The organism is Pontibacter sp. 13R65, from assembly GCF_047525655.1.
Taxonomy (GTDB): domain Bacteria; phylum Bacteroidota; class Bacteroidia; order Cytophagales; family Hymenobacteraceae; genus Pontibacter.
Genome location: NZ_JBLIQL010000026.1, coordinates 35,379 through 56,800, shown reverse-complemented (window position 1 = coordinate 56,800; position 21,422 = coordinate 35,379). Strand labels below are relative to the sequence as shown.

Genomic DNA, 21,422 nt, shown 5'->3' with positions numbered 1-21,422 from the left:
GATTTAAAATCTTTATCCCGAATAATTAAAGTTACAGTTCCTCCGTCCATCCAGAGTTGAACATCTTCAATTGTTAGTTTATCTGAAGTATTGAACACTTTTATAATTTGTTATTTTCGCACAACTACTGTATATACGACAACCTACGCTTATCTGCACTATGTACGTAGTAGCAAAGCCCTCTTTTAGCGCCTATTTGCTGATCGTATCTGGTATTGGTGAGTGAGGTATGCATATGTTTATATTGTTAAGCGAATATATGTGATTACTAGAGATTATCCAACGGACTGACAATTTTATCCAAAGCATGGGTGGTAATATGGGTATATATCTCAGTGGTCTTGCTGCTCCGGTGGCCCAGCAGCACCTGGATGTAGCGCAGATCTGTCCCCTGCTCCAGTAGATGGGTAGCAAAGGAGTGGCGTAGCATATGGGGTGTAGCGGGTGCTTTCACCCCAGCCTTTTCTTTACAGGCCCGGAAAACGTGACGGATGCTTTCTACCGTATACTGCCCACCCGTCTGCCCCTCAAAGAGCCACACCTTAGGCTTGTATTGTTTGTAGTAGGCGCGCAAACTCTCCAGCAGCTTTTGCGAGAGCAAGGTGGTGCGGTCTTTCTTGCCTTTTCCGCCACGTATGAGCAGCAGGTTGCGCTCCGATTGTACATCCGTAAGCTTCAGATGAATCACTTCCCCAATCCTTAAACCACCGGCATACAAGAGTTGAAGCATGCAGCGGTGTTTTAAGTTCTCTGTCACAGACAGGATTTTGAGCACATCCTGCTTGCTCAGCACCTGAGGAAGGCGCTCTGGCTTTTCTGGTCGCTCTACCTGGTTTAACTGCACTTCATGCCGCAGTAGCACCCGCTGGAAATAAAACTTCACAGCATTGATGGATTGATTCACGAATGAAACAGAGTACGTGCCTGCCTGCACCATGCTGCGATGGTAGTGGTTGATCTGTTCTTCCGAGAAAGCATGTATCACATTCAGCTCCTTGACCTTGTGCGCATTCAAAAAGCGAAGCAGCAGGCTGTGGTAGGTACGTATGGTACTAAGCGAGTAGTTGAGCAGAAACAGCTTTTCCAGGTAGGCAAGCGGGCAAGGGAGGTACCCCTGGCCTTTCTGGTAGCTTTGTTCCCAAAGCCTGGCCTGCAGGGCCATGTCTTTGACCTGCATCGTTTGGGCCAGCCATAACTGGGCTACAGGTTCCAGTTCTGAAAGCAGCGAGTGCATAGACTGGCTTTGTGTATTAATCACAAAGCACTGCATGTCTGAAAGCCAGCGGGCCACCTGGCTCTGCTTCAGGCAGGAGAAGATCTCCTTGTTGTATTGGTAGCTTAGTTGTATATAAGCTTTGCCCTGGTGTTCCAGGGGCTGCAGGCGTACTACAGGCCGTACAGGCACCTTTTCCAGTGGTTCGGTTAAAACAGCACTTTCTTGCTGTAAAATGACCGTTCCGTGGGCTGGGCGCAGGCGCCTGGGTTTATATAAGTAACGGGTATCCACTTTAGCAAGCCCTTGGAAATGCTGGTGCAGCATCTCGATAACCTGATTACTGTGGTGCATGACAAAGCACTTGTAGGTCTTGCTGTACCTGATCCAGGCAGCTTCTTTTAAGCGCTTTAAGATAAAGGGGTTCGGCTTGTGCAAGATACGGATAAAGGATTTGCCCCCGTGCTCCAGCGGATTTAAGAACAATACAGGTAGTTGATGCAGATAAGCCATGGCAAATAAGGATTTACGACCTGTAAAAGTAAAATCTTTTATAGCCGTAGCCGCGTTTATACGCGAGTATACACGGATATACGCGCTTATAAACGCAGCTAAGTTATGAACCACTCCAGAACTTGCATCCAATGCGGAACAGCCATGGTGGGCAGAAGCGATAAGCGCTACTGTTCTGACTCCTGCCGACACCTGGCCAACAACGTGGTAAAGCAGCAAAATCAACACGAGCGCAGGATTCTCCACATCAATGCCACGCTCAGAAAGAACCGCAGCATCTTAAAGCAGCTTAGCCCGCAGGGCAAGACCACTATCCCCCGCCAGTACCTGGAGCTAGCAGGCTTCGACTTCCGCTACCTTACCCAGATCTACCGCACCCGGAAAGGAAACACCTACCACCTATGCTATGATTATGGCTACCTGCTCTTACCTGAGGAGAAGGTGCTGATTGTCAACTGGCAGCCCTACATGGATGAGCCTGGCAAAGAGTAGATGTCTTGAAAATATATTTTTGCTTTTCTATTGAAGAAAGGCTTCTAAAATAGAAAGATCTCTGTGGATAAAGTTCGATAATTCAATCCTTCGGTCTACTCGAAAGCCCTTTCAGGTAAAACTGGAGCGGCTTTTTTGGTTTGATAAAATTCCCTTTCGGCGAAGTACATAAATTCATATTCCTGAAACCATGATGATTTTATGATATTTTGTTTCTTTAAGTTACGGATTATATTCCCCCCCTAGACCGCCTTCAATACTTAATTTCATATTTTCCGTATCCTATGTAGTCACACATATTAGAGATTTATATAGCATAATTTTGGTCCGCTTATATCCCACGAACTGAATAATCAGCATAAATTTGTGCACTTTCATAACTTCTCAGAATAACACCTAAAAGTTATATTATGAAACACCATTAGAGCAGTTTACTTTTCCTGCTAATTCCCTTCATCAATAAGGCACAGGTAGTTCAGTAAATCCCTGCTTCAGATCCATATGGTAATCTTAAATAAGCCTTTAGATGTTTTATCACTTCCTCAGAAAGAGATTTATGGGCAAAACCTGAAATAAGCGTATAATTTTGTGCCTTTTCTCTATCAGCTCTGCATATTGAAAAAGAAAGGGTATAAAGATGTACCTTTCCTGTAAGCGTGGATTCGTAAGGAGAAAGAGCGTCTAAAAATTCCTATCCCTCTATAAAAGGCATGTTCAGGTCCAGAAATTTGAGTTTTGGCTGGTTATTTCTAACAATGTTACTCACCATATTCTATAACACCTCATTTGCATGGAAGTTTTTTTTAGTCTCTCAGAAAAATGGCTTATCTAGAGTGCATTACTTGTGATAAAAGTATTAATCTCACTATTATGTATGTTATGCATACCATTAGTCCGCAAAGAGTTAAGCAAGAGAATGAAACCTCCTATAACCTGTCCTAACTTGTCAGATACAAATGAGGTGTCCCATCTTGTACAATAATTGTAACAGAGTATAAAATAATTCTTTCTGCGACTGAAAGACAGCTTATGTTATAATTAACTCCGATGCCAAGAATAGCAGGTGCAATATTCTGTACACTCTGCTTACCATCTTTCAGATGCCTTATTAGCTTGTATGCTTTTTAGAAATATGGCTACAAGGCCCTTCATATCGAACGAATATATTAATCCAAAGTACTCGGGACAACCTGAAGATGATAGGTAATAGGGCAACCACAGTAACAGCCATCAGCCCCATCATCATAACCACAGTTACCTCTTCCACAAGCTTATACAGGATAAAGAACCCTGCCAAGAAGATGGCTACGTTAAAGGCAAAACTCACGTACATCGCCCCATAGTAGTAGCCAACTTCTGGTTCAAAAGCTTGTCCGCAACACGGACAATTTTTATGCATATCTGCAAATTTGGTTGTATATAAAGTACCTTTTGGGAACATATTCCCTTCACGGCATCTTGGACACTTTACCGTTAATATACTATTCAAAAATGAGGTTCGCTGCTCCATAACTATTTAATTACTTATAAAACCATAGTACAAATATAGGGAGAATACCTGCTTTCTATACGGAACAAAAAGTTTTATCAATCAGACTTTTCTCTATCTTTTGAGTTCCTCCACTAATACGTTCAAGTTATCGCCTACACCTAAATCAAGAGTCACAACATTTACTAGGTGGTCGTTATAAGACAATTTTCTACATTTCCTCTTTGAAGAAAGTATCATCTTACGAATCATCAATATTTCTGAATTGTCCCTATGTCCTTTTGCTAAATTGAGGAAACTTTATGTCTATATAGATTTTCAGGTCAGGGAAACAATTGTTTAAGGTTATTTTTAGCATTGTTTAAAATAACATTACATATGGCAGAAAAAGAATGTTTAGCAACTAGATGATATAGCCTCTTTACCTAAGAATATTCGATTGCATTAACAATTATGCCCCACTACTATGGTTTCACAGCTAAATTTGCAAGCTTGCAGCTGCAATGGAAAAGACAACACCCCTTTTAGGTCCCATTATGTTTGTCGGAACCGCCTCCGATGTTGGCAAAAGTGTTATTACGGCTGGTTTTTGCAGGATATTTAGGCAGGATGGCTATACGCCTGCCCCTTTCAAGGCGCAGAACATGTCGTTGAATAGCTATGCCACACCAGAAGGTTTAGAGATAGGCAGAGCGCAGGCCGTACAGGCTGAAGCAGCTGGAATCCCCTGCCACACCGACATGAACCCGGTACTCCTGAAGCCTACTACAGACAAGGACTCACAGGTAGTGCTGCATGGCAAGCCTGTTGGCACGCAATCAGCCTATGACTATTTCATGGGGAACAACCGACAGGAACTCTTTGTAGAAGTAAAAAAGGCCTTTGACAGACTTGCTAAACGGTATTCTCCCATTGTATTGGAAGGAGCCGGAAGCATCTCGGAGTTGAACCTGAAGCACCGGGATATCACCAACATGCGCATGGCCCTTCATACAGGGGCCGCCACCTACCTGATTGGCGACATTGACCGGGGTGGAGTCTTTGGCAGCCTGTACGGCACAATCGCGCTACTCACACCAGAGGAGAAGCAGTGCATCAAAGGAATCATTATCAACAAATTCAGGGGCGACAGCAGGTTGTTTGAGGAGGGCAGGCGGATGATTGAGAACTTATGCGGGGTGCCTGTGGTGGGTGTCCTCCCCTATTTCCAAGATATCTTCATAGAAGAGGAGGACTCAGTGTCGCTGGAGAAGAAATACAGATCGGCTGTCGCAAGCAAGGTGAACGTTGCAGTGGTTTTGATGAATAGAATGTCCAATTTCACTGATTTTGACCGGCTGGAGAAAGACCCTCGCGTGAACCTGTACTATACTGACCAGCCCGCAGAAATAGCCAAGGCCGATATAGTAGTGCTACCTGGCAGCAAGAACACCATCGAAGACCTGATCCACATCAAGAACAATGGTGTGGCACAGGCCATTTACGAGGCCCACAGGAAAGAGAAAACTATTATAGGCATCTGCGGTGGTTACCAGATGATGGGAGAAACAGTGGAAGACCCGCATCAGGTAGAAAGCAGTATCACAAACACTACTGGCCTAGGTCTATTACCGGTCCGTACCGTTCTTCAATCGGAAAAAACCACCCAACAGTGTAACTTTACCTACAGAGACTCTGCGGAAAAGTGCAAAGGCTATGAGATACATATGGGCCTCAGCACGCCCACCTGTGCAGCAAGTCCTGTTAATTTTTTCACTGATGGCCGCACTGACGGATTTTTCCTGAACAGGAAATGCTGGGGCACCTACCTGCACGGGGTGCTGGATAACACTGTTGTTGTGAACGACATTTTAGCAGAGTATACAACTGTGTCTGGAGAAGCTATTGATTACCAGCAGTACAAGGAGGAGCAGTATGAAAAGTTAGCTGCTGTTATCCGGAAACATGTAGACATGGACCTGATTTACCGCAGCTTACAAACTAAAAATTGAGTACATGTTACACGGACACGGAGACGATGCCTACCGTTACAGGCGTGAAATTAGAGCCGATTTTAGCACCAACGTATGGTATGGCGGTGAGCCAGCCGGTTTAAAAGAGCACCTGTTTAACCAATGGTCCCTGGTACAAAAGTACCCAGAAGTTTTGGCAGAGAGTTTAAATGAGCAGGTTGCACAGCATTATGATATAAAGCCAGAGCAGGTACTCATCAGCAACGGCACTACGGAGAGCATCTACCTGATAGCACAGGCCTTCAGAGGCAAGAGAACTACTATTGCCACACCTGCCTTTGCCGAGTACGAGGATGCCTGCCGGATGCAACAGCACCAGGTAGCATTTATACGCTGGGACGAACTTTACAGCAGTTCCAGGTTAGCGACAGAACTGCTGTTTATCTGCAATCCTAACAATCCGACCGGAAGCGTTTTTTTACCTTTAGAGGAGCTTATCTCTGGGAACCCCCAAACACTTTTTGTGCTCGATGAAGCTTTTATTGAGTTTACGCTTTCCATAGAAACAGCTGTTCCCCTACTTAGCCGTTATGAGAATTTAGTTATACTCCGCTCCATGACCAAAGCCTTTGCCATACCCGGCTTGCGCCTGGGCTATATATTGGCTCATGAGAAACAAATTAACCTGCTAAGAGACTTAAAGTTTCCGTGGTCTGTAAACACCTTGGCGATAGAAGCGGGGAAATTTATATTTGATAATTACGAACTCCTGCAATTACCAGTCAGGCAGCTTTTAGAAGATAAAGAGTCTTTTGCGCTCCAACTGCAACATACAGGAGTTACAGTATACGAAAGTCATACCCATTTTTTCCTGGCTGAAACAACACAGGGCAATGCTGCAGAACTGAAGCAATTCCTGGTTGAGCAGCATGGACTCCTGATACGAGATGCAAGTAACTTCAGAGGATTAAAGGAGACGCATTTCAGAGTAGCCACCCTTGCACCAGCCCAAAATCAATTTCTTATTAAGGCCCTGTCGACATGGAAAAATCACTGCTCCTGATTATCCCGCTCGCTTTAGGATACTTGCTGGACCTGTTACTTGGCGACCCAGAGAAATTGCCACACCCGGTGAGGTTTTTTGGCAATCTCATTTACAAGGGAGAGCAGCTACTGAACAAACAGAAGCATCGGTTCCTGAAAGGTATTCTGCTGGCGCTGGTGCTATGCCTGCTGACTTTCTATACCTTTAAAATAATGGTTGATTTGTTGCTTTCGCTCCACGCTTACCTTTACCTTGTATTTGCAGGAGCCTTTGTTTTTTATGGGTTGGCCAATAAAGGATTGATAGACGAAGGACGAGCGGTTTTCCAGGTACTGCACACGCAGGGGCTGGAGGCAGGCAGAAAACAACTTTCCCGGCTTGTTGGCCGCGACACTTCTAACCTCAACTCGCAGCAAATCAGAATTGCGGTGCTCGAAACCATGTCAGAAAACCTTAGCGATGGTGTAATTGCCCCCTTGTTTTACTATGCGTTGGCGGGCGTGCCGGGCATGATGGCCTACAAGATGATTAATACCCTGGATTCGATGCTGGGTTACCGGAACCAGCGGTACGAGCAGTTTGGTAAGTTTGCCGCCCGCCTCGACGATGCGGCAAACTTTATACCTGCCCGTGTCACCGCCTTGCTTATGGCGCTTGTAACCTGGTGCTGGCAGGCAATGGTATTTGTTTTTAAATACGGACGCAAACATAAAAGCCCTAATGCAGGCTATCCTGAGGCAGCATTGGCAGGCATTCTGAACTGTCGGCTCGGAGGGCCTAATGTTTACCATGGTGTGCTGGTTCATAAGCCCTATATTGGCGAGCAAAACAGAGCAATTGAGCACCAGGAAATCTACCGCGTCAGCAGGATAAACCACAGCACCTGTTTTGCCATGGTGGCAGCCATTATGCTGCTCAGCCTGCTAGTGCTCTAAATCAATCTTCCCAAACAGGTATGCACAGCTATATAATTTCAGGAGGACCCGGAGCAGGGAAAACTACCTTGCTACAGGCCTTGCACCAGAAAGGATTTGCCACCTCCGAAGAAGTTTCCCGACAGCTTATCATTCAAGAAGTTTCCAAGGGGAATAACTGTCTGCCGTGGGTAAACCTCCCCTGCTTTGCCCTTAAAGTCCTGAAAAGGATGATGCAAGATTATGAGCATGCCCAATCATACTCCGGCACTACGTTCTTCGACAGAGGTATACCCGACATTATTTCTTACTTGGAAGCAGCCAATCTTCCCGTGGATGAAGTTTACCAGCAAGCGGTGCAGCAACATCGTTATAATCGGGTTGTATTTCTGGCGCCCCCCTGGCAGGAAATTTATGTAAACGACAGCGAGCGCTGGCAGACTTTCGAAGAAGCCGTAACCTTACATAACGCCATTAAAGCAACCTATCAATCGCTACAGTACACCATCCTTGAGTTGCCGAAAGCTACGGTAGCGGAAAGGGCCGACTTTATTGTATCTCATCTTTAGCTATGACACAATTACTTAAGCCTCAGTTCCTAATTGCTGCACCCTCCAGCGGTTCTGGCAAAACTACTGTTACTTTAGGCCTGCTGCGGGCATTCGCGAACAGCGGCCTAAAGGTGCAGCCTTTTAAATGTGGCCCCGATTACCTCGACCCTGTGCACCATAAGATAGCAGCGCAAAGCACTAGCATCAACCTGGATACATTTATGGCCAGCGCAGCACATGTTAAGCAAATTTATCAGAAATATGCAGCAGAGGCAGACGTAGCGATTGCAGAGGGAGTAATGGGTTTGTTTGATGGTGCTGAGAAGATGAAAGGAAGCAGTGCTGAAATTGCTTCGCTGCTGGGAATTCCCGTTATCCTAGTAATCAACGCTAAAGCCATGGCCTACTCCGCTGCCCCTCTAATTTATGGCTTCAAAAATTTTTATGCGGGTATTTCCCTCAAGGGAGTTATTTTCAACAATGTAAATTCTGCTTCACATTACAGTTTTTTGCAGGATGCCTGTCAGGATGTTGGTGTTGAAGCGCTTGGTTATTTGCCGCACCAGGAAGATATTAAAATCCCGTCCCGGCACCTGGGCTTAAGCACCTCCTCTGCGATAGACTTTGATGCCTTGTGTAATAGAATTGCATTCTCTATTTCAAAAACAGTAAACTTAAATAGGCTGCTGGAAATCACCCAATCAACACTTGTTTTACCGGAAGTAGCTAATGTAGCTGCAGCATCGTCGGAGAAAAAGTACAAGATAGCTGTAGCCCTGGACGAAGCTTTTAGCTTTACCTATCATGAGAACCTGGAAGTGCTGCACCAGTTGGGGCAGGTGACCTTCTTCAGTCCTTTGCAGGATGAAGTTCTTCCGGAGTGTGATTTGCTGTACCTGGCAGGAGGGTATCCAGAGCTTTTTCTGGAGAGGTTGAGCCAGAATAAAACTATGCTCCGATCTATAAAAGCCTACTGTGGGTCTGGTGGCAGGTGCTATGCGGAATGCGGAGGCATGATGTATCTTGGCAAGTCTATTATTGACATTGCCGGGCAGGAATTTGAAATGGTGAATTTCCTGGACTTGGCAACCTCTATCGAAAAGCCAAAGCTGCATTTAGGATACCGCAGTGTCAGAATAAATGACACCGAAATAAAAGGCCACGAGTTTCACTACTCGACCTGTATAGAACTCGAAAATGCTAAAGTTCTAACATGCAAGGTTACTACTGCAAAAGGAATGGCCGCACCATGCAGCATCTATCAGAAACAGCAAACAATAGCTTCTTACATCCACCTGTACTGGGGCGAAAACATTGGCTTTATTCAGCAGTTAATAAAAGGTAACTTTTAGAACACGCCAGCGGATAAACAACAGGATTGGACAAGAGACAACTTCTTTATTTTAAACAGGCTTTTCTCAGGAAATCTTTTTACAACACTTTAGCTACTAATGGAGTTAATGTTTCAGCTGTTAGCTCCTGAATAGATACATACTGTGCTCCCAAGGCTTTAGCCAGTTCTGCGGCTCTTCCTAACTGCACATAGCTACTCTCTGTATTCAGCACTAAACCGGAAACGTTCTTCTCCTTTAGTTGAGAAGCCAGTTGTAAGGTCTGGCTCCAGGGCTCACCACCGCCAGGCAAGGCTACATTTGCTTTGCCGTCACTTAAAATCACCAATAGCGGCTGTAAATCTTTTTTGGGGTTGAGCTTGTTTAAGAGTTGGCAGGTTAGCTGCAAGGCATGCGGAAGCGGAGTTCTTCCTCCTGTTGGCAAATTGCGCATAGCCTGTTCGGCAAGTTCCACACTATTGGTAGGCGGCAGCAGCACCTGTGCTTCTATTCCCCGAAAAGCGATAAGCCCCACTTCATCCCTGCTTTGATAAGCATCTGTCAGAAGGCTAAGAACGGCGCCTTTTACAGCTTCCATACGCCGGCTGGCGGCCATAGACCCTGAAGCATCCACTACAAACAGAATCAGGTTGCCTACTTTGCCGCTACGGACTTTCTGGTGCAGGTCCTGACGTGAAACAGTAAGCTGTTCAGGGTCGCGCAGCAGGGACTGGTATACAGTTGCCTCTACTGCTAAATCAGTAGGACTGGTGTCAGGTACAGCACGAACAAAATGCCCTCTTTGCGTATGCATGGTTTTGTTTCTACGGCCAGCTGGTGGTGCCTGCAGCAAAAAGTTTTTAGCAGGCACGGTTTCAACTTGTGGCGATGCTATTGCCGGGGCAGCTCCAAATACCTGTTCTGCTGCGGGTGAATCTTTTTGTATTGCTTCCTCCTCCTCCTGTTTCTGCTCCGTATCAGGCGAGGTTTCCTCTGCTAGTTCAGAGGTAATCTCAGGCTGAGTAGCGGGATTATCATGTGGCTGGTTTTGGGGTTTGGAGGAAGCTTGTTGCATCAGCTCATCCAGTTTATCTCCGTTTAATTTATCTTCTGAAAAAGGTGTTTTGCGCTTCCGGTGCGTTAGAGCCAGTTCAGCAGCTTGGCGTACGTCCTCAGCCGTGACTTCAAGTCGTTTAGCCCATGCTGCCAAGGTCAGTGCGGTTTTGTATAGTACAATATCTGCCCGCAGGCTGGTTACCCCTAATTCAGTGCAGAGCTGGCTGATAAGGGTAAGCAGGCCTTCCGGAAAGATTACGGATGGGAGTAATTGTCTGGCAGCAATAAGCTGCTGCTGCAAGGCTTTCTGCGGCGTTTTATAATGTGCCCTAAACTTATCTGTGTCCGCCTCAAAGGCAATCCTGCGGCGCACGACCTCTGTCCTCTCCTTTATATCTCCCGGAGCTTCTACGTCTACCATTATACCGAACCTGTCCAGGAACTGGGGGCGAAGATTGCCTTCCTCCGGGTTCATCGTGCCAATAAGTGTAAACCGGGCCGGATGACTTACCGAAAGGCCTTCGCGTTGTATGGTATTTACACCCATGGCGGCTATATCCAACAGCACATCTACCAAATGATCGGGCAACAGGTTAACTTCATCAATATACAGTATCCCCTGGTGCGCAGCCGCTAAGAGTCCTGGCTGAAGTTTCTTTTTCCGCTCTGCCAGCACGCCCTCCAGATCCAGACTACCAATCACCCGATCCTCCGTAGCGCCTAAAGGCAGGTTAACAAAAGGTGACATGGCTTCCACTACCTGCACATCAGGCTGCTGGCAGGCAGCACAAACTGCTAGGAGTTTTCCCTGCGCACAATTGTACGGGCAGTCAGCTACTTTCAAAATAGGTGGCACTATTTCCGCAAGGGCGCGTGCTGCTGTACTTTTTGCCGTTCCTTTTTCACCCCGAATGAGCACACCGCCTATACCTGGGTTAATAGCGCTTAACAATAAGGCCAGCTTCAGCTTCTCCTGCCCTACAATGGCAGCAAATGGATAATTCATAATGGTAGGTGTAAATACATCTTATACTTCATGACGGGCTTCCAGCATTGTCTCACTGCTCAGGTAAACATCTTGTAATGCCTGGAGCACTTCAGTGGTTGGTGTAGCCCACATACCCCGTTGAGCGGCCTCTAGCAAGCGCTCGGCAACGGCATGTAAAGCCCAGGGGTTGTTGTCAGAAAAGAACTGCTGCATTTCCGGTTCGAGAGCGTAGGTCTCAGCTATTTTTTCATACATCCAATCATCTACTACATGCGCTGTGGCATCGTATCCAAACAGATAGTCTACGGTAGCTGTTAGCTCCAGACCGCCTTTATAGCCATGCCGCTTAATTCCTTCCAGCCATTTAGGGTTCACGACCCTGGAACGAAACACTCTGTTAACTTCTTCTTTCAAATCGCGCACCACCGGCCGGGACGGGTCCTGTGAATCCCCGAAATAGTTTTTAGGCTGTTGCCCGGTCAGGCTGCGGATGGTGGCAATCATGCCGCCATGGTATTGCAGGTAATCATCACTATCAAAAATGTCGTGCTCCCGGTTATCCTGGTTATGCAGCGCCACTTCCACCACTGAGAGTCGCTGGGCAAACTCACTACGGGCTTCAACGCCACTGGCACTACCGGTATAAGCATAGCCACCCCAATTAATGTAAGTTTGGGCAAAATCAGCATCAGAATGCCAGTTCCTTTCCTGTATAAGAGGCAATATACCGGCACCATAGCTGCCGGGCGGTGAGCCGAAAATACGGAAACCTGCCCGCTGCTCTGCTTCCTCCATAGGCATATCTCCCTGTGCCTGTAATGCTGCCAGGTCTCTTAAATAATGCTTGCGGACATAATTCTCTTCTGCCGGCTCATCCAGCGAGAGCACCAGTTGTACCGCTTCATCCAGCAGCTCAATCAGATGGGGGAATGCATCTCTGAAAAACCCGCTGATGCGCGTCGTAACATCAATGCGGGGCCGCCCTAATTCCTGTAACGGTATCACCTCCACCTTTACGACACGTCGGCTCTCTGTCTGCCAGACAGGGCGAACACCCAATAGCGCCAGGATTTCTGCCACATCATCGCCATGGGTACGCATAGCGCTGGTTCCCCAGATACTGATGCCTACGTTCTCAGGGTAAAGGCCTGACTCTTTCAGATGGCGTTCCAGTACCTCCCGCGCTAATTGCTGGCCTACCTGCCAGGCCGCCTGCGACGGCAAGGCCCTTGGATCGACGGTATAGAAATTACGACCGGTGGGTAATATATGGGCCATTCCGCGGGTTGGTGCGCCACTTGGTCCAGCAGGCACATAGCCCCCTGATAAACCATGCAGGAGATTCGTTATTTCATCGTAGGTATGTGCCAGGTTCGGCATTACTTTACGGCAGACAAACTCCAGCACCTGTTGTATGGGTTCCAGGCCTGCCTGTGCAGGCGCTATATTGAACGTTTCCTGCAATACGTCAGGAAGTGAAGCTATCTTGTAATTATGCTGGTGCAGGACCCGGAACAGATGGTTGCTTAATTCATCTATCACTTCCAGTGCATCTGCTCCTGTTACTACAGGTCTTCCGGCTAATGTTTCAAACTGCGTGGGCAGCGTATTTATCCGCTTTCCTTTGTGAGCTAAGAGGTCTGATATGTCAAATCCAAAAAGGGAAGCGACGGCTGCCTGAAGGCCTGGAACTTCTATGTTAGCAAGCCGCGTAAGCGATTGCAGCATATCAGTCAACGCTTCTCCGGCTGGCGCTTCCCCTAAGATATGCAGGCCGTTCCGGATCTGGGCGGCTCCCAGTTCACATAAATACCCGTCGATATCCTCAATCAAATGGGCAATATCCTTTCCGTCCATTTCAGCAAGGCTTGCCGGCACGCCTTCAGGTGTCATCTCGTCGTCCCAGTCATGCTTGTGGTCCCCGTGGTCGCGCTGTAGCATCACTGCCAGGTCTTTATCTAAATTCGTTTGTTTAATCAGGTCCCATATCTGCCGTTGCAGCAAAGGCAGTTTCGTCGGATCCAGTGTTTCCACCTGGTAGTATTCATCTACAAGCTGGGTTAACTGGGCCAGTTCACCATAGCTGTCAGCAGAGGTCATCGGAGGCGTAAGATGGTCCACCACCACCGCGTGGGCCCGCCGTTTGGCCTGCGAACCTTCGCCCGGGTCGTTTATAATGAACGGGTAAAATAGTGGCAGGTCTCCTAAGAAAGCATCCGGAAAACAATCTTTTGATAGCCCTATCCCCTTTCCCGGAAGCCACTCCAGTGTTCCGTGCTTCCCGACATGCACCATGGCATCGGCGCCCCACACATCGCGAAGCCAGCGGTATAAGGCGTAATAATGATGGGTGGGTGGTAAATCAGGCTGATGATAAATAGCATCCGGGTCCATGCCATAGCCACGGGGTGGCTGTAGCGCAACCAGCACATTGCCAAACTCCAGGCCTGCCAGCGAAATATGTCCGTTGTGTACATAAGTTTCTCCCGGCGGCGGTCCCCACTGCTTCTCTATTTTTTGCTGCAAGGCAGTAGGTAGTTGCGAAAACCAGGCAGCGTATTCTTTAGCTGGTACCCTGCCTATAGCATCAGTTAATTGCTCCGGTGTCAGGTAGGTTTCATCGTAAGAACAACGGCTAATCAGATCGTGAATGAGTTGCGTACCGGAAAAAGGAAGATCTCCTGTTTGATACCCTTCTGCCTGCATTGCTTGTAGGATAGTCATCAGGGATGCCGGTGCATCCAAGCCTACGGCGTTGCCTATCTGTGAGGCTTTGCTGCTGGAATTGGTAAAGATGAAGGCAATCCTTTTTTCCTGGTTAGGCAAATGCCGTAAGCGGGCAAATCGGGCTGCCAGGCCAGCAACACGTTCTACTCTATCCTCCAGCGGTTCGTATCCTTTTGCTTCACGCCCTTTTTCTTTAAAGGAAACAGGCACCGTGATAATGCGTCCGTCAAACTCCGGAATGGCTACGTTCATCGCCGTGTCAAGCGGATTTAGTCCACGGCTGGACGCTTCCCACGGCCCGCGCCCCATGCCGCTGGTGATAGCCTGCAGTATAGGAATATCCAGCTGACTCAGCACCTTTTCTCCGGACATGCCAGCTTCGGTTGCATTCCCATCACGCATGGCGAATGAAACAGTGTTGACTAAAACATCTATCCGCACATCGTTCTCTTCCCTAAAAAAGCCAAAAGCATACGGCCACCTTGTTTCAGGATCAATGGCTTTTAGGGAAGCTGTATAAACAGGTAGCACGTTCAGGCCTTTATCTTCCAAAGCCCTGACCAGTGAATCTATAAAAGTTGTATTGCCACTAATCCAGTGGGCACGGTATAAAGTGAGCCCTACTGTAGGATATGCTAGGTTTTGCCTTTTCACCCAATCCAGCATGCTGGCATTTTCAGGAAGATCAGGATGATAAATGCCGTGGTCAGGTAACATAACGGGCGCTTCGTATCCAAAGCCTGTCATGAGCAGGTGGTCAGACAGAAAGTGTAGTAGCGAAACTAGATTAATATGGCCGCTTGCCTCCAGGTACGCCTGGGCTTCATGCAGAACCGCGGGCGATACCGTGGAAACGGCAGCAAACTCGGGGTTAAGTTCGCCGGTGCCACTCAGCACAATTAAATGCTGCCCCTGGTTTTTAGCGCGGCGCACCAATTCACCAAAACCAGGAATACTGCTTGGGCGGCCTAGTATGCGCAGGATGGTGATTTGGGCAGCTGCAATCTCCCGGTCCAGTAACTGCGCCATGTGCGCCTCACTTTTTACAGCCAATAGGTTTATACCCATTGTTTTTGGGAAATCTTCAGGCAATACCTGCAGGGAGCGGTGCAGCGTCAGTAAATCGGTATCGGCGTGTGTGAGGAAGACGATGCCTCCATCTGGTTCAGGTACTTTATCGGAAGAAGCAGGAATCTCAGCGCCTTTCCAGGTGTAAAACTGGAAAACATATTCATTAAGCTCTGCGGGTGGAACCAGAAAACCATCCGCCGCAACCATGCTTTCAATATAATCGAAAATGGCTTTCACCTGCCATTCGTTATTAATAGAATGAAACCATACAGAGTGTCCGTCAAAGAGTAAGGTCACTACGTTGGCTAGCGTACAGGGCCCGAGGCATCCGCCTTTCGTCATGTGCACTATATTCCGCAGCTTGCGCTGCAGCCACTCGCTTTTATACAAGTCAACCGGAACAGGTGCATAGCCCCTATCCACCCTGCCACAGCAGCAAGCATTATAGCAGTAAGACAAATGCCCCCGGCGCTGCACGAGGTTAATGGCTTTCCCATCGGATCGTATCACCCGCTGACGCTTAAATTCTCTCATGTGGCTTCTATTTTGTTCTCCTTGATAAAAAATGAAGACCAGGCCTAGTAGAAGGTTATTCCTGATAGTATTGCCGGATCAAGTAAACTAGCCTTGACAGACTGCTTTCACCGCTATAAACAAACTTTATAGCAGCCCAAACACCTGTTCCAACACCGGATAAAGCCCTATGGCGATGGAGAAAAGTCCGGCTGCAGCCATCAAGTATTTAAAGAAGAACCTGCTCCGCTTGAACATATGGGAAAAGGACAGCGTGAGGAGGTAACCGTAAAGGGTCATGGTCAGCAAAATGCCCACAGACTGATAGATGATAATCCAAAGCGCAGCGTAGCCATCATCTGCGGCCATGGTTAAAGCTACCGTGCACGCACCTCCCGTACCTGCCACACCATGCAACATGCCTATGCCCAGAGAGCGGGGCACAACAGCAGCTTTCTTCTCCGCTTTTACAAGGGGAACCACCACTGGATTATCTTTTCTGAAGACTAAGCGCATCGTACTGATGCCAATCCAGACCATCATAGGCCCAACCACCCATTCTGCCACTGTACTAATACTGGCAGGCAGGGAAGATTTTAGCAGTAGTACACATATACTTAGCAGAATCAGGGTAAATGAATGCCCCAGCGCCCATTGGCTGGATTTCCAGATGACGTTGCGCAGCTTAGCATTGCTGTCTTTTTCAGAACTGAGTACAGACACGGCTGCCATATGGTCGGCCTCAAAAGAGTGCTGTACGCCCAGTACAAAAGACTCAATAAGTAGAGGGGATGGCATCAGTTACATGCAGGTTTAGATGAAGTAACTTCTGCCGGGTCCATGCCATCATCTCCTTCATTAAACAGGATATTTTCCAGCAACTGCCCCTGCATTACATGGCTGGTGACAATTCTTTCCGCCCGGCTTACGGTCATCTCCCTGTACCAAACACCATCGGGGTGTACAAGCATTGTTGGGCCACTTTCACACTGGCCTGTGCACAAAGTTTTGATAGTATGTACCTCCGCTTCTAAGGCGTTTTCTTTAATAGAGGCTCTTAGGGCTACGATATTTTCCTCGCCTCCTTTTTTGTTGCAGGTAAACCCGCTACACATAAAAATGATTTTGTTTACTTTGGTCAGGTCCTTACCCACGGCTTTATCGTTGTTTATAGAAAACATAACCTGCCTGTACACAAACAGATAGCATAAGCTTCTGTTGGTGCAGCAGCAGGATTGATTACAATAAAATAGTTAAAGGAATACAGGTTTAACTATCCCAAGCCTTTTACCCGAAAGCATTGGAAATTGCTTGTACTGGCAGGTCTTCTGACTTACTCTGATTTGTCGGGCCTTCCCATCCGGTACATGGATAGTGGCAAGAGGATTGACAAAACGCTACTCGAGCTTACAGCAGCGGGAACTGTTCCGGACTCTCACCGGATTCCCTATTAATTCCCTCCCGGGAAACCAATACAAGGCAAAAGTAGACAATTATTTGAGATACCACCAAATATAAGCAGTATGGCCTGGCAGAATGTGTAAAGAAATGGCAGGCTCAAAAGGCCTGTTGATGCAATTTCATTCTGGAGAGGCTTTAACATTTGCAGTAGCTTTTACTTCGTCTAGCTTTAAATTCATAAATCTTTATACCTTTGCCTGTACATAGGTAGCTGGACCCGTACTTCAAAAAAAGTACGGGTCTGCTTGAAAAGGGAATACCGGTGAGAATCTGGAACAGTCTCCGCTGCTGTAACCTCATGATAATAAGCTGACAATATAATGCCACTGTTCTGTATAGAATGGGAAGGCTGTCAGCTTTGGGGAAGTCAGAAGACCTGCCTTTGTAGATACCACTCACAGCTTTCGGAAGAAAGGCTAAGAGCTATGATAAAAAAAAGCAGGAAACCCGCGAAGGCCTGCAGGAAAGGGATTTTCCTGTTCGCCTACCCCCATTCTTTTGTTTGTAACTGCCTCATCGGTCTGTTGCTGTTGGCCAGCTCCTGTGAGCAAACTCCCAAAGAAGTCTCCCAAAACACTACTGCTACGCCACAAAACCTTTTCCCGGAAAAGGCTGAGGTAAAGCACGCCAATGGATTTACTCTATCATACCACGGCAACTACAAAGTGGTGCATATTCTGAATCACTTCGAAAATAAATCTGATACATTACAATACATCCTGGTTCAAAGAGGCACCCCTCCTCCCCCACATTATCCTGATGCCCAGTTAATAGAGATTCCGGTACGCCATTTAGTTGGTATGTCGTCTATGCATGTGGGGCTTATAGATTTTGCGGAGTCTGCCGATGTACTGGTGGGGCTTGGAAATCTGAAGTATGTTTCTTCATCTCACGTGATACAAAACATAGCCGCCGGTAAAGTGAAAGAAGTAGGCCGAGGCAGCGAGATGAACGATGAGTTACTTATTGCCATGCAGCCCGACCTCGTGATGGCAGTAGGAAGCCCCGACGCCACCTTTAGCCGTTATCAAACCTTGATTGGTGCAGGTATTCCGGTGCTACTGAACACCGAATGGCTCGAAACCACCCCTTTGGGCCGTGCAGAATGGGTGAAGCTGATGGCCGCACTCTTAAACAAGGAAGAACTTGTAAATGAAAAATTCGCTTACGTAGAGAAGGAGTATCTCCGTTTGGCCGCGCTAACTAAGAGCACTACGGATAAACCAAGCATCATCACCGGAATGCCGTACAAGGACATCTGGGCGGTGCCCGACGGAGACAGCTATATGGCCCACTTTCTTAAAGATGCCGCTACGACTTATCACTGGTCTCATGTAGCGGAAAAAGGAAGCCTTCAACTGGACTTTGAAGCCGTTGCGCCAGTAGCTTTACAGGCTGATTTCTGGCTGAATGTGGGCTATGTGTATAGTAAGAAAGACATCGCCGCAAAAGATGTGCGTTATAAAGACTTCAGGCCTTTTGAGCGGGGCACCATCTACAATAATAACAAACGGGTAAACAACAGAGGCGCCAACGATTACTGGGAGTCCGGGGCTGTAAGCCCGCACCTTATACTTGCAGACATCATCAGGATACTGCACCCTGAATTACTGCCGGAACACGAACTTGTGTACTACAAGCAGCTTTTGTAATGGCAGGAAAATTATATCCTGTTCCAGAGCCTTCGGTAGTACACCCGGAGAGCCAGGTAAGCCATATAGCAATTTACGGGCTCCTTTTGCTGGTAGTCCTTTGCTTTATCCTGGATGTAGCGCTAGGCTCTGTTTCTATTCCACTCAGCGAGGTGGTTTCTATTCTCTCAGGGCAGGGATCTGATAATGCGGCATGGGTCTATATCATAGAAAAAATCAGGCTGCCCAAGGCGCTGACTGCCGTTATGGTAGGTTGTGGCCTTTCGGTAAGCGGTCTCCAGATGCAGACCCTTTTCCGTAATCCGCTGGCCGGCCCGTCCGTGCTGGGCATCACCTCCGGGGCCAGCCTGGGCGTAGCATTGGTCATGCTCTCTGCCGGAAGCATTACCAGTCTGTATACCATCAAAGAGCTTGGTATATCCGGCAGCTGGCTCATTGTGCTTGCTTCTACACTGGGGGCAGCTTTTATCCTGCTCCTTATTGTGGCCATCTCTGCCAGACTAAAAGACAATATCATCATGCTGATTGTGGGTGTCATGATTGCCAACATCACTATTTCTATTATCAGCATCTGGCAGTACTTCAGTGCGCCGGAGCAGATAAAAGAGTACCTGATGTGGACGTTCGGATCATTGGGAGGAGTGACGGAAACGCACCTGTATGTGCTGGCAAGTGTTGTTGCCTTCGGTTTGCTTCTCTCTTTTTCCTCCTCTAAGCTCCTCGATGCCCTGCTGCTGGGAGAGAACTACGCCAGAAGCATGGGTCTGACTGTTAACCGGGCACGCCTGCTCATCATTACGAGCACCAGTATCCTGGCTGGCGGCATAACCGCTTTCTGTGGTCCGATTGGCTTTATAGGTATTGCTGTGCCGCACCTGGCCCGCTCCCTTTTTCATGTATCAAACCACCGGGCGCTTATTCCCTACTGCTGCCTCACAGGCACAGTGTTCATGCTCCTTTGTGACATTATCGCGCAGCTACCCGGCAGTCAGACCGTGCTTCCTATTAACGTAATCACAGCACTGATTGGCTCTCCTGTCGTTATCTGGATTATCATCAGCCGAAACAATTTAAGAGCTTCTTTCTGATGGACCAGACCCAACAGCCCATTTTACAAGCCCTCGATTTGACCATCGGATACAAAAAAGGGGCAAAACGCGAGATGAAGGTAGCGGGTCCGCTTCAACTAACGGTGTATCCAGGCCAGCTGATATGCCTGCTAGGACCTAACGGAGCAGGTAAATCAACTTTAATACGCACGCTGGCTGGCCTCCAGCCTATGCTGCATGGTACTGTAGAGATAACTGGAGAAAGTATACACCAGCTGAAGCCGGCAGAGATGGCCCGGAAACTGAGCATGGTGCTGACAGAAAAAGTCAGAACTGGGAACCTGAATGTTTATTCCCTCGTGGCCCTGGGTCGCTATCCCTATACAGGCTGGCTCGGCACTTTAAGTACTGCAGATAAAAAGGTTATCCACTGGGCCATTGAGGCTACTAAAACAGCGCCATTTCTGCACCGGAAAACAGACCAGCTGAGTGATGGTGAGAACCAGAAAGTAATGCTGGCCAGGACGCTGGCACAGGACACACCGCTCATTATATTGGATGAGCCAACTGCCCATTTAGATTTGCCAAACAGGATAGAGCTCATGCGCCTGCTGCACCAACTGGCAAGGCAAACGAAAAAAGCTATTCTGCTGTCCACACACGAACTGGACCTGGCGCTACAGGCGGGCGACCAGGTGTGGTTGTTAGATGCTGAAGGAAAGATGAAGCAAGGTGTACCTGAAGATCTGGTGTTGGACGGCTCCTTCGAGGCTGCCTTCGATAAGGCAGGCTTTCAATTCGACAAAGCCACCGGCACTTTTAATATGCACGAGCCGAAAGACCGACACATACACATGATTGGAGAGGGCGCTACAGCCTTCTGGACCCGAAGGGCGCTGCAAAGAGAGGGCTTCGCTGTCTCAGGCGAAAGCCAGGAGGATGATACGGTTGAGGTGATTGTGCAGGGCGACAAAGCCAGATGGGTAAGTAAACTTGACGGCACCTATACAGAACACCACACTATAGCTGACCTGCTGGCGGCTTTAAAAGCAGTGGCAAGCGCAGCTAATAAGGCCAAACAACGGATATAACACTGACAGAAAATAACTATTAACTATAACCACCCAGAATGAAAAAATAGACGACCACAAACTAAAACGACACACCGTATACAGGTGGCTATGCCGCAAAATGCATGGCCTTAAAAGGGAATCCGGTGAAAAACCGGAGCAGTCCCCGCTGCTGTAATCCTGCGAAGCGCCTCTGATAGTATGTGCCACTGTTCTGCAACAGAATGGGAAGGCCATCAGAGGTCAGGAGAGCCAGAAGACCTGCCTATGTACAAAAGAGCACTATGCATTCGGGTGAAATGCTGGCAGGCCCATTTTTCATGAAGAATAAATAT

At 47.7% G+C, this 21,422-nt stretch carries 15 protein-coding genes and 3 riboswitches; of the genes, 9 read left to right on the top strand and 6 right to left on the bottom strand.

What is annotated here, in order from left to right; genetic code table 11:
• Positions 1-268 precede the first annotated feature (268 nt).
• Complete coding sequence (locus ACMA1I_RS20750; protein WP_337070394.1) at positions 269-1,840, bottom strand: tyrosine-type recombinase/integrase; 1,572 nt, start codon at positions 1,838-1,840, stop codon at positions 269-271.
• Here ACMA1I_RS20750 and ACMA1I_RS20745 point away from each other — a divergent pair.
• Positions 1,832-2,218: a hypothetical protein gene (locus ACMA1I_RS20745; protein ID WP_337070393.1), complete on the top strand. Its 387-nt coding sequence runs from the start codon at positions 1,832-1,834 to the stop codon at positions 2,216-2,218. The genes ACMA1I_RS20750 and ACMA1I_RS20745 overlap by 9 nt on opposite strands.
• A gap of 1,108 nt (positions 2,219-3,326) precedes the next feature.
• Here ACMA1I_RS20745 and ACMA1I_RS20740 read toward each other — a convergent pair.
• Positions 3,327-3,617 carry a DUF983 domain-containing protein gene (locus tag ACMA1I_RS20740; protein ID WP_337070392.1) on the bottom strand — a complete coding sequence of 97 codons (291 nt, stop codon included), beginning with the start codon at positions 3,615-3,617 and terminating at the stop codon, positions 3,327-3,329.
• Between the two features lie 593 nt (positions 3,618-4,210).
• On the opposite strand from ACMA1I_RS20740, the gene ACMA1I_RS20735 reads away from it, so the two are divergent.
• Genes ACMA1I_RS20735 through ACMA1I_RS20715 form a run of 5 tightly spaced genes read left to right on the top strand, consistent with a single transcriptional unit; the run spans position 4,211 to position 9,521 of the window.
• Entirely contained in the window at positions 4,211-5,698 is a 1,488-nt protein-coding gene (locus ACMA1I_RS20735) for a cobyric acid synthase (protein WP_337070391.1), read from the top strand.
• A gap of 4 nt (positions 5,699-5,702) precedes the next feature.
• The gene (locus ACMA1I_RS20730; RefSeq protein WP_337070390.1) at positions 5,703-6,722 is read left to right on the top strand and encodes a pyridoxal phosphate-dependent aminotransferase; all 1,020 of its coding nucleotides are present in this window, start codon (positions 5,703-5,705) and stop codon (positions 6,720-6,722) included.
• Positions 6,701-7,639 (top strand): adenosylcobinamide-phosphate synthase CbiB, encoded by a 939-nt coding sequence (cbiB, locus tag ACMA1I_RS20725; RefSeq protein WP_337070389.1) that lies wholly within the window; start codon positions 6,701-6,703, stop codon positions 7,637-7,639. Before ACMA1I_RS20730 ends, cbiB begins: the two co-directional genes overlap by 22 nt.
• Before the next feature lie 20 nt (positions 7,640-7,659).
• The gene (locus tag ACMA1I_RS20720; protein ID WP_337070388.1) at positions 7,660-8,187 is read left to right on the top strand and encodes an AAA family ATPase; all 528 of its coding nucleotides are present in this window, start codon (positions 7,660-7,662) and stop codon (positions 8,185-8,187) included.
• 2 nt (positions 8,188-8,189) lie between these two features.
• A complete protein-coding gene (locus ACMA1I_RS20715; protein ID WP_337070387.1) occupies positions 8,190-9,521 on the top strand; it encodes a cobyrinate a,c-diamide synthase in 1,332 nt (443 codons plus the stop codon).
• Positions 9,522-9,600: 79 nt separating this feature from the next.
• Here ACMA1I_RS20715 and ACMA1I_RS20710 read toward each other — a convergent pair whose 3' ends face one another.
• The 4 genes from ACMA1I_RS20710 to ACMA1I_RS20695 form a co-directional block, all read right to left on the bottom strand.
• Entirely contained in the window at positions 9,601-11,562 is a 1,962-nt protein-coding gene (locus ACMA1I_RS20710; protein WP_337070386.1) for a putative cobaltochelatase, read from the bottom strand.
• Positions 11,563-11,583: 21 nt separating this feature from the next.
• On the bottom strand, positions 11,584-15,876 hold the full coding sequence (gene cobN / locus ACMA1I_RS20705; RefSeq protein WP_337070385.1) for a cobaltochelatase subunit CobN: 4,293 nt from the start codon (positions 15,874-15,876) through the stop codon (positions 11,584-11,586).
• Between the two features lie 126 nt (positions 15,877-16,002).
• On the bottom strand, positions 16,003-16,653 hold the full coding sequence (locus ACMA1I_RS20700) for a hypothetical protein (RefSeq protein ID WP_337070384.1): 651 nt from the start codon (positions 16,651-16,653) through the stop codon (positions 16,003-16,005).
• Positions 16,653-17,036 carry a (2Fe-2S) ferredoxin domain-containing protein gene (locus ACMA1I_RS20695; protein ID WP_337070383.1) on the bottom strand — a complete coding sequence of 128 codons (384 nt, stop codon included), beginning with the start codon at positions 17,034-17,036 and terminating at the stop codon, positions 16,653-16,655. The genes ACMA1I_RS20700 and ACMA1I_RS20695 overlap by 1 nt, the downstream gene beginning before the upstream one ends.
• Positions 17,037-17,155: 119 nt before the next feature.
• Positions 17,156-17,344: riboswitch (cobalamin riboswitch) on the bottom strand.
• Between the two features lie 160 nt (positions 17,345-17,504).
• Positions 17,505-17,715, top strand: a riboswitch (cobalamin riboswitch).
• 26 nt (positions 17,716-17,741) lie between these two features.
• On the opposite strand from ACMA1I_RS20695, the gene ACMA1I_RS20690 reads away from it, so the two are divergent.
• From ACMA1I_RS20690 to ACMA1I_RS20680, 3 genes are read left to right on the top strand one after another with little or no spacing between them, the layout of a single operon-like run.
• Positions 17,742-18,968 (top strand): ABC transporter substrate-binding protein, encoded by a 1,227-nt coding sequence (locus ACMA1I_RS20690; RefSeq protein WP_337070382.1) that lies wholly within the window; start codon positions 17,742-17,744, stop codon positions 18,966-18,968.
• Positions 18,968-20,056, top strand: a complete 1,089-nt coding sequence (locus ACMA1I_RS20685; RefSeq protein ID WP_337070381.1) for an iron ABC transporter permease — start codon at positions 18,968-18,970, stop codon at positions 20,054-20,056. Before ACMA1I_RS20690 ends, ACMA1I_RS20685 begins: the two co-directional genes overlap by 1 nt.
• Positions 20,056-21,108, top strand: coding sequence for an ABC transporter ATP-binding protein (locus ACMA1I_RS20680; RefSeq protein WP_337070380.1), 1,053 nt, complete (start codon positions 20,056-20,058; stop codon positions 21,106-21,108). Before ACMA1I_RS20685 ends, ACMA1I_RS20680 begins: the two co-directional genes overlap by 1 nt.
• Before the next feature lie 65 nt (positions 21,109-21,173).
• Positions 21,174-21,371: riboswitch (cobalamin riboswitch) on the top strand.
• Positions 21,372-21,422: the final 51 nt, after the last annotated feature.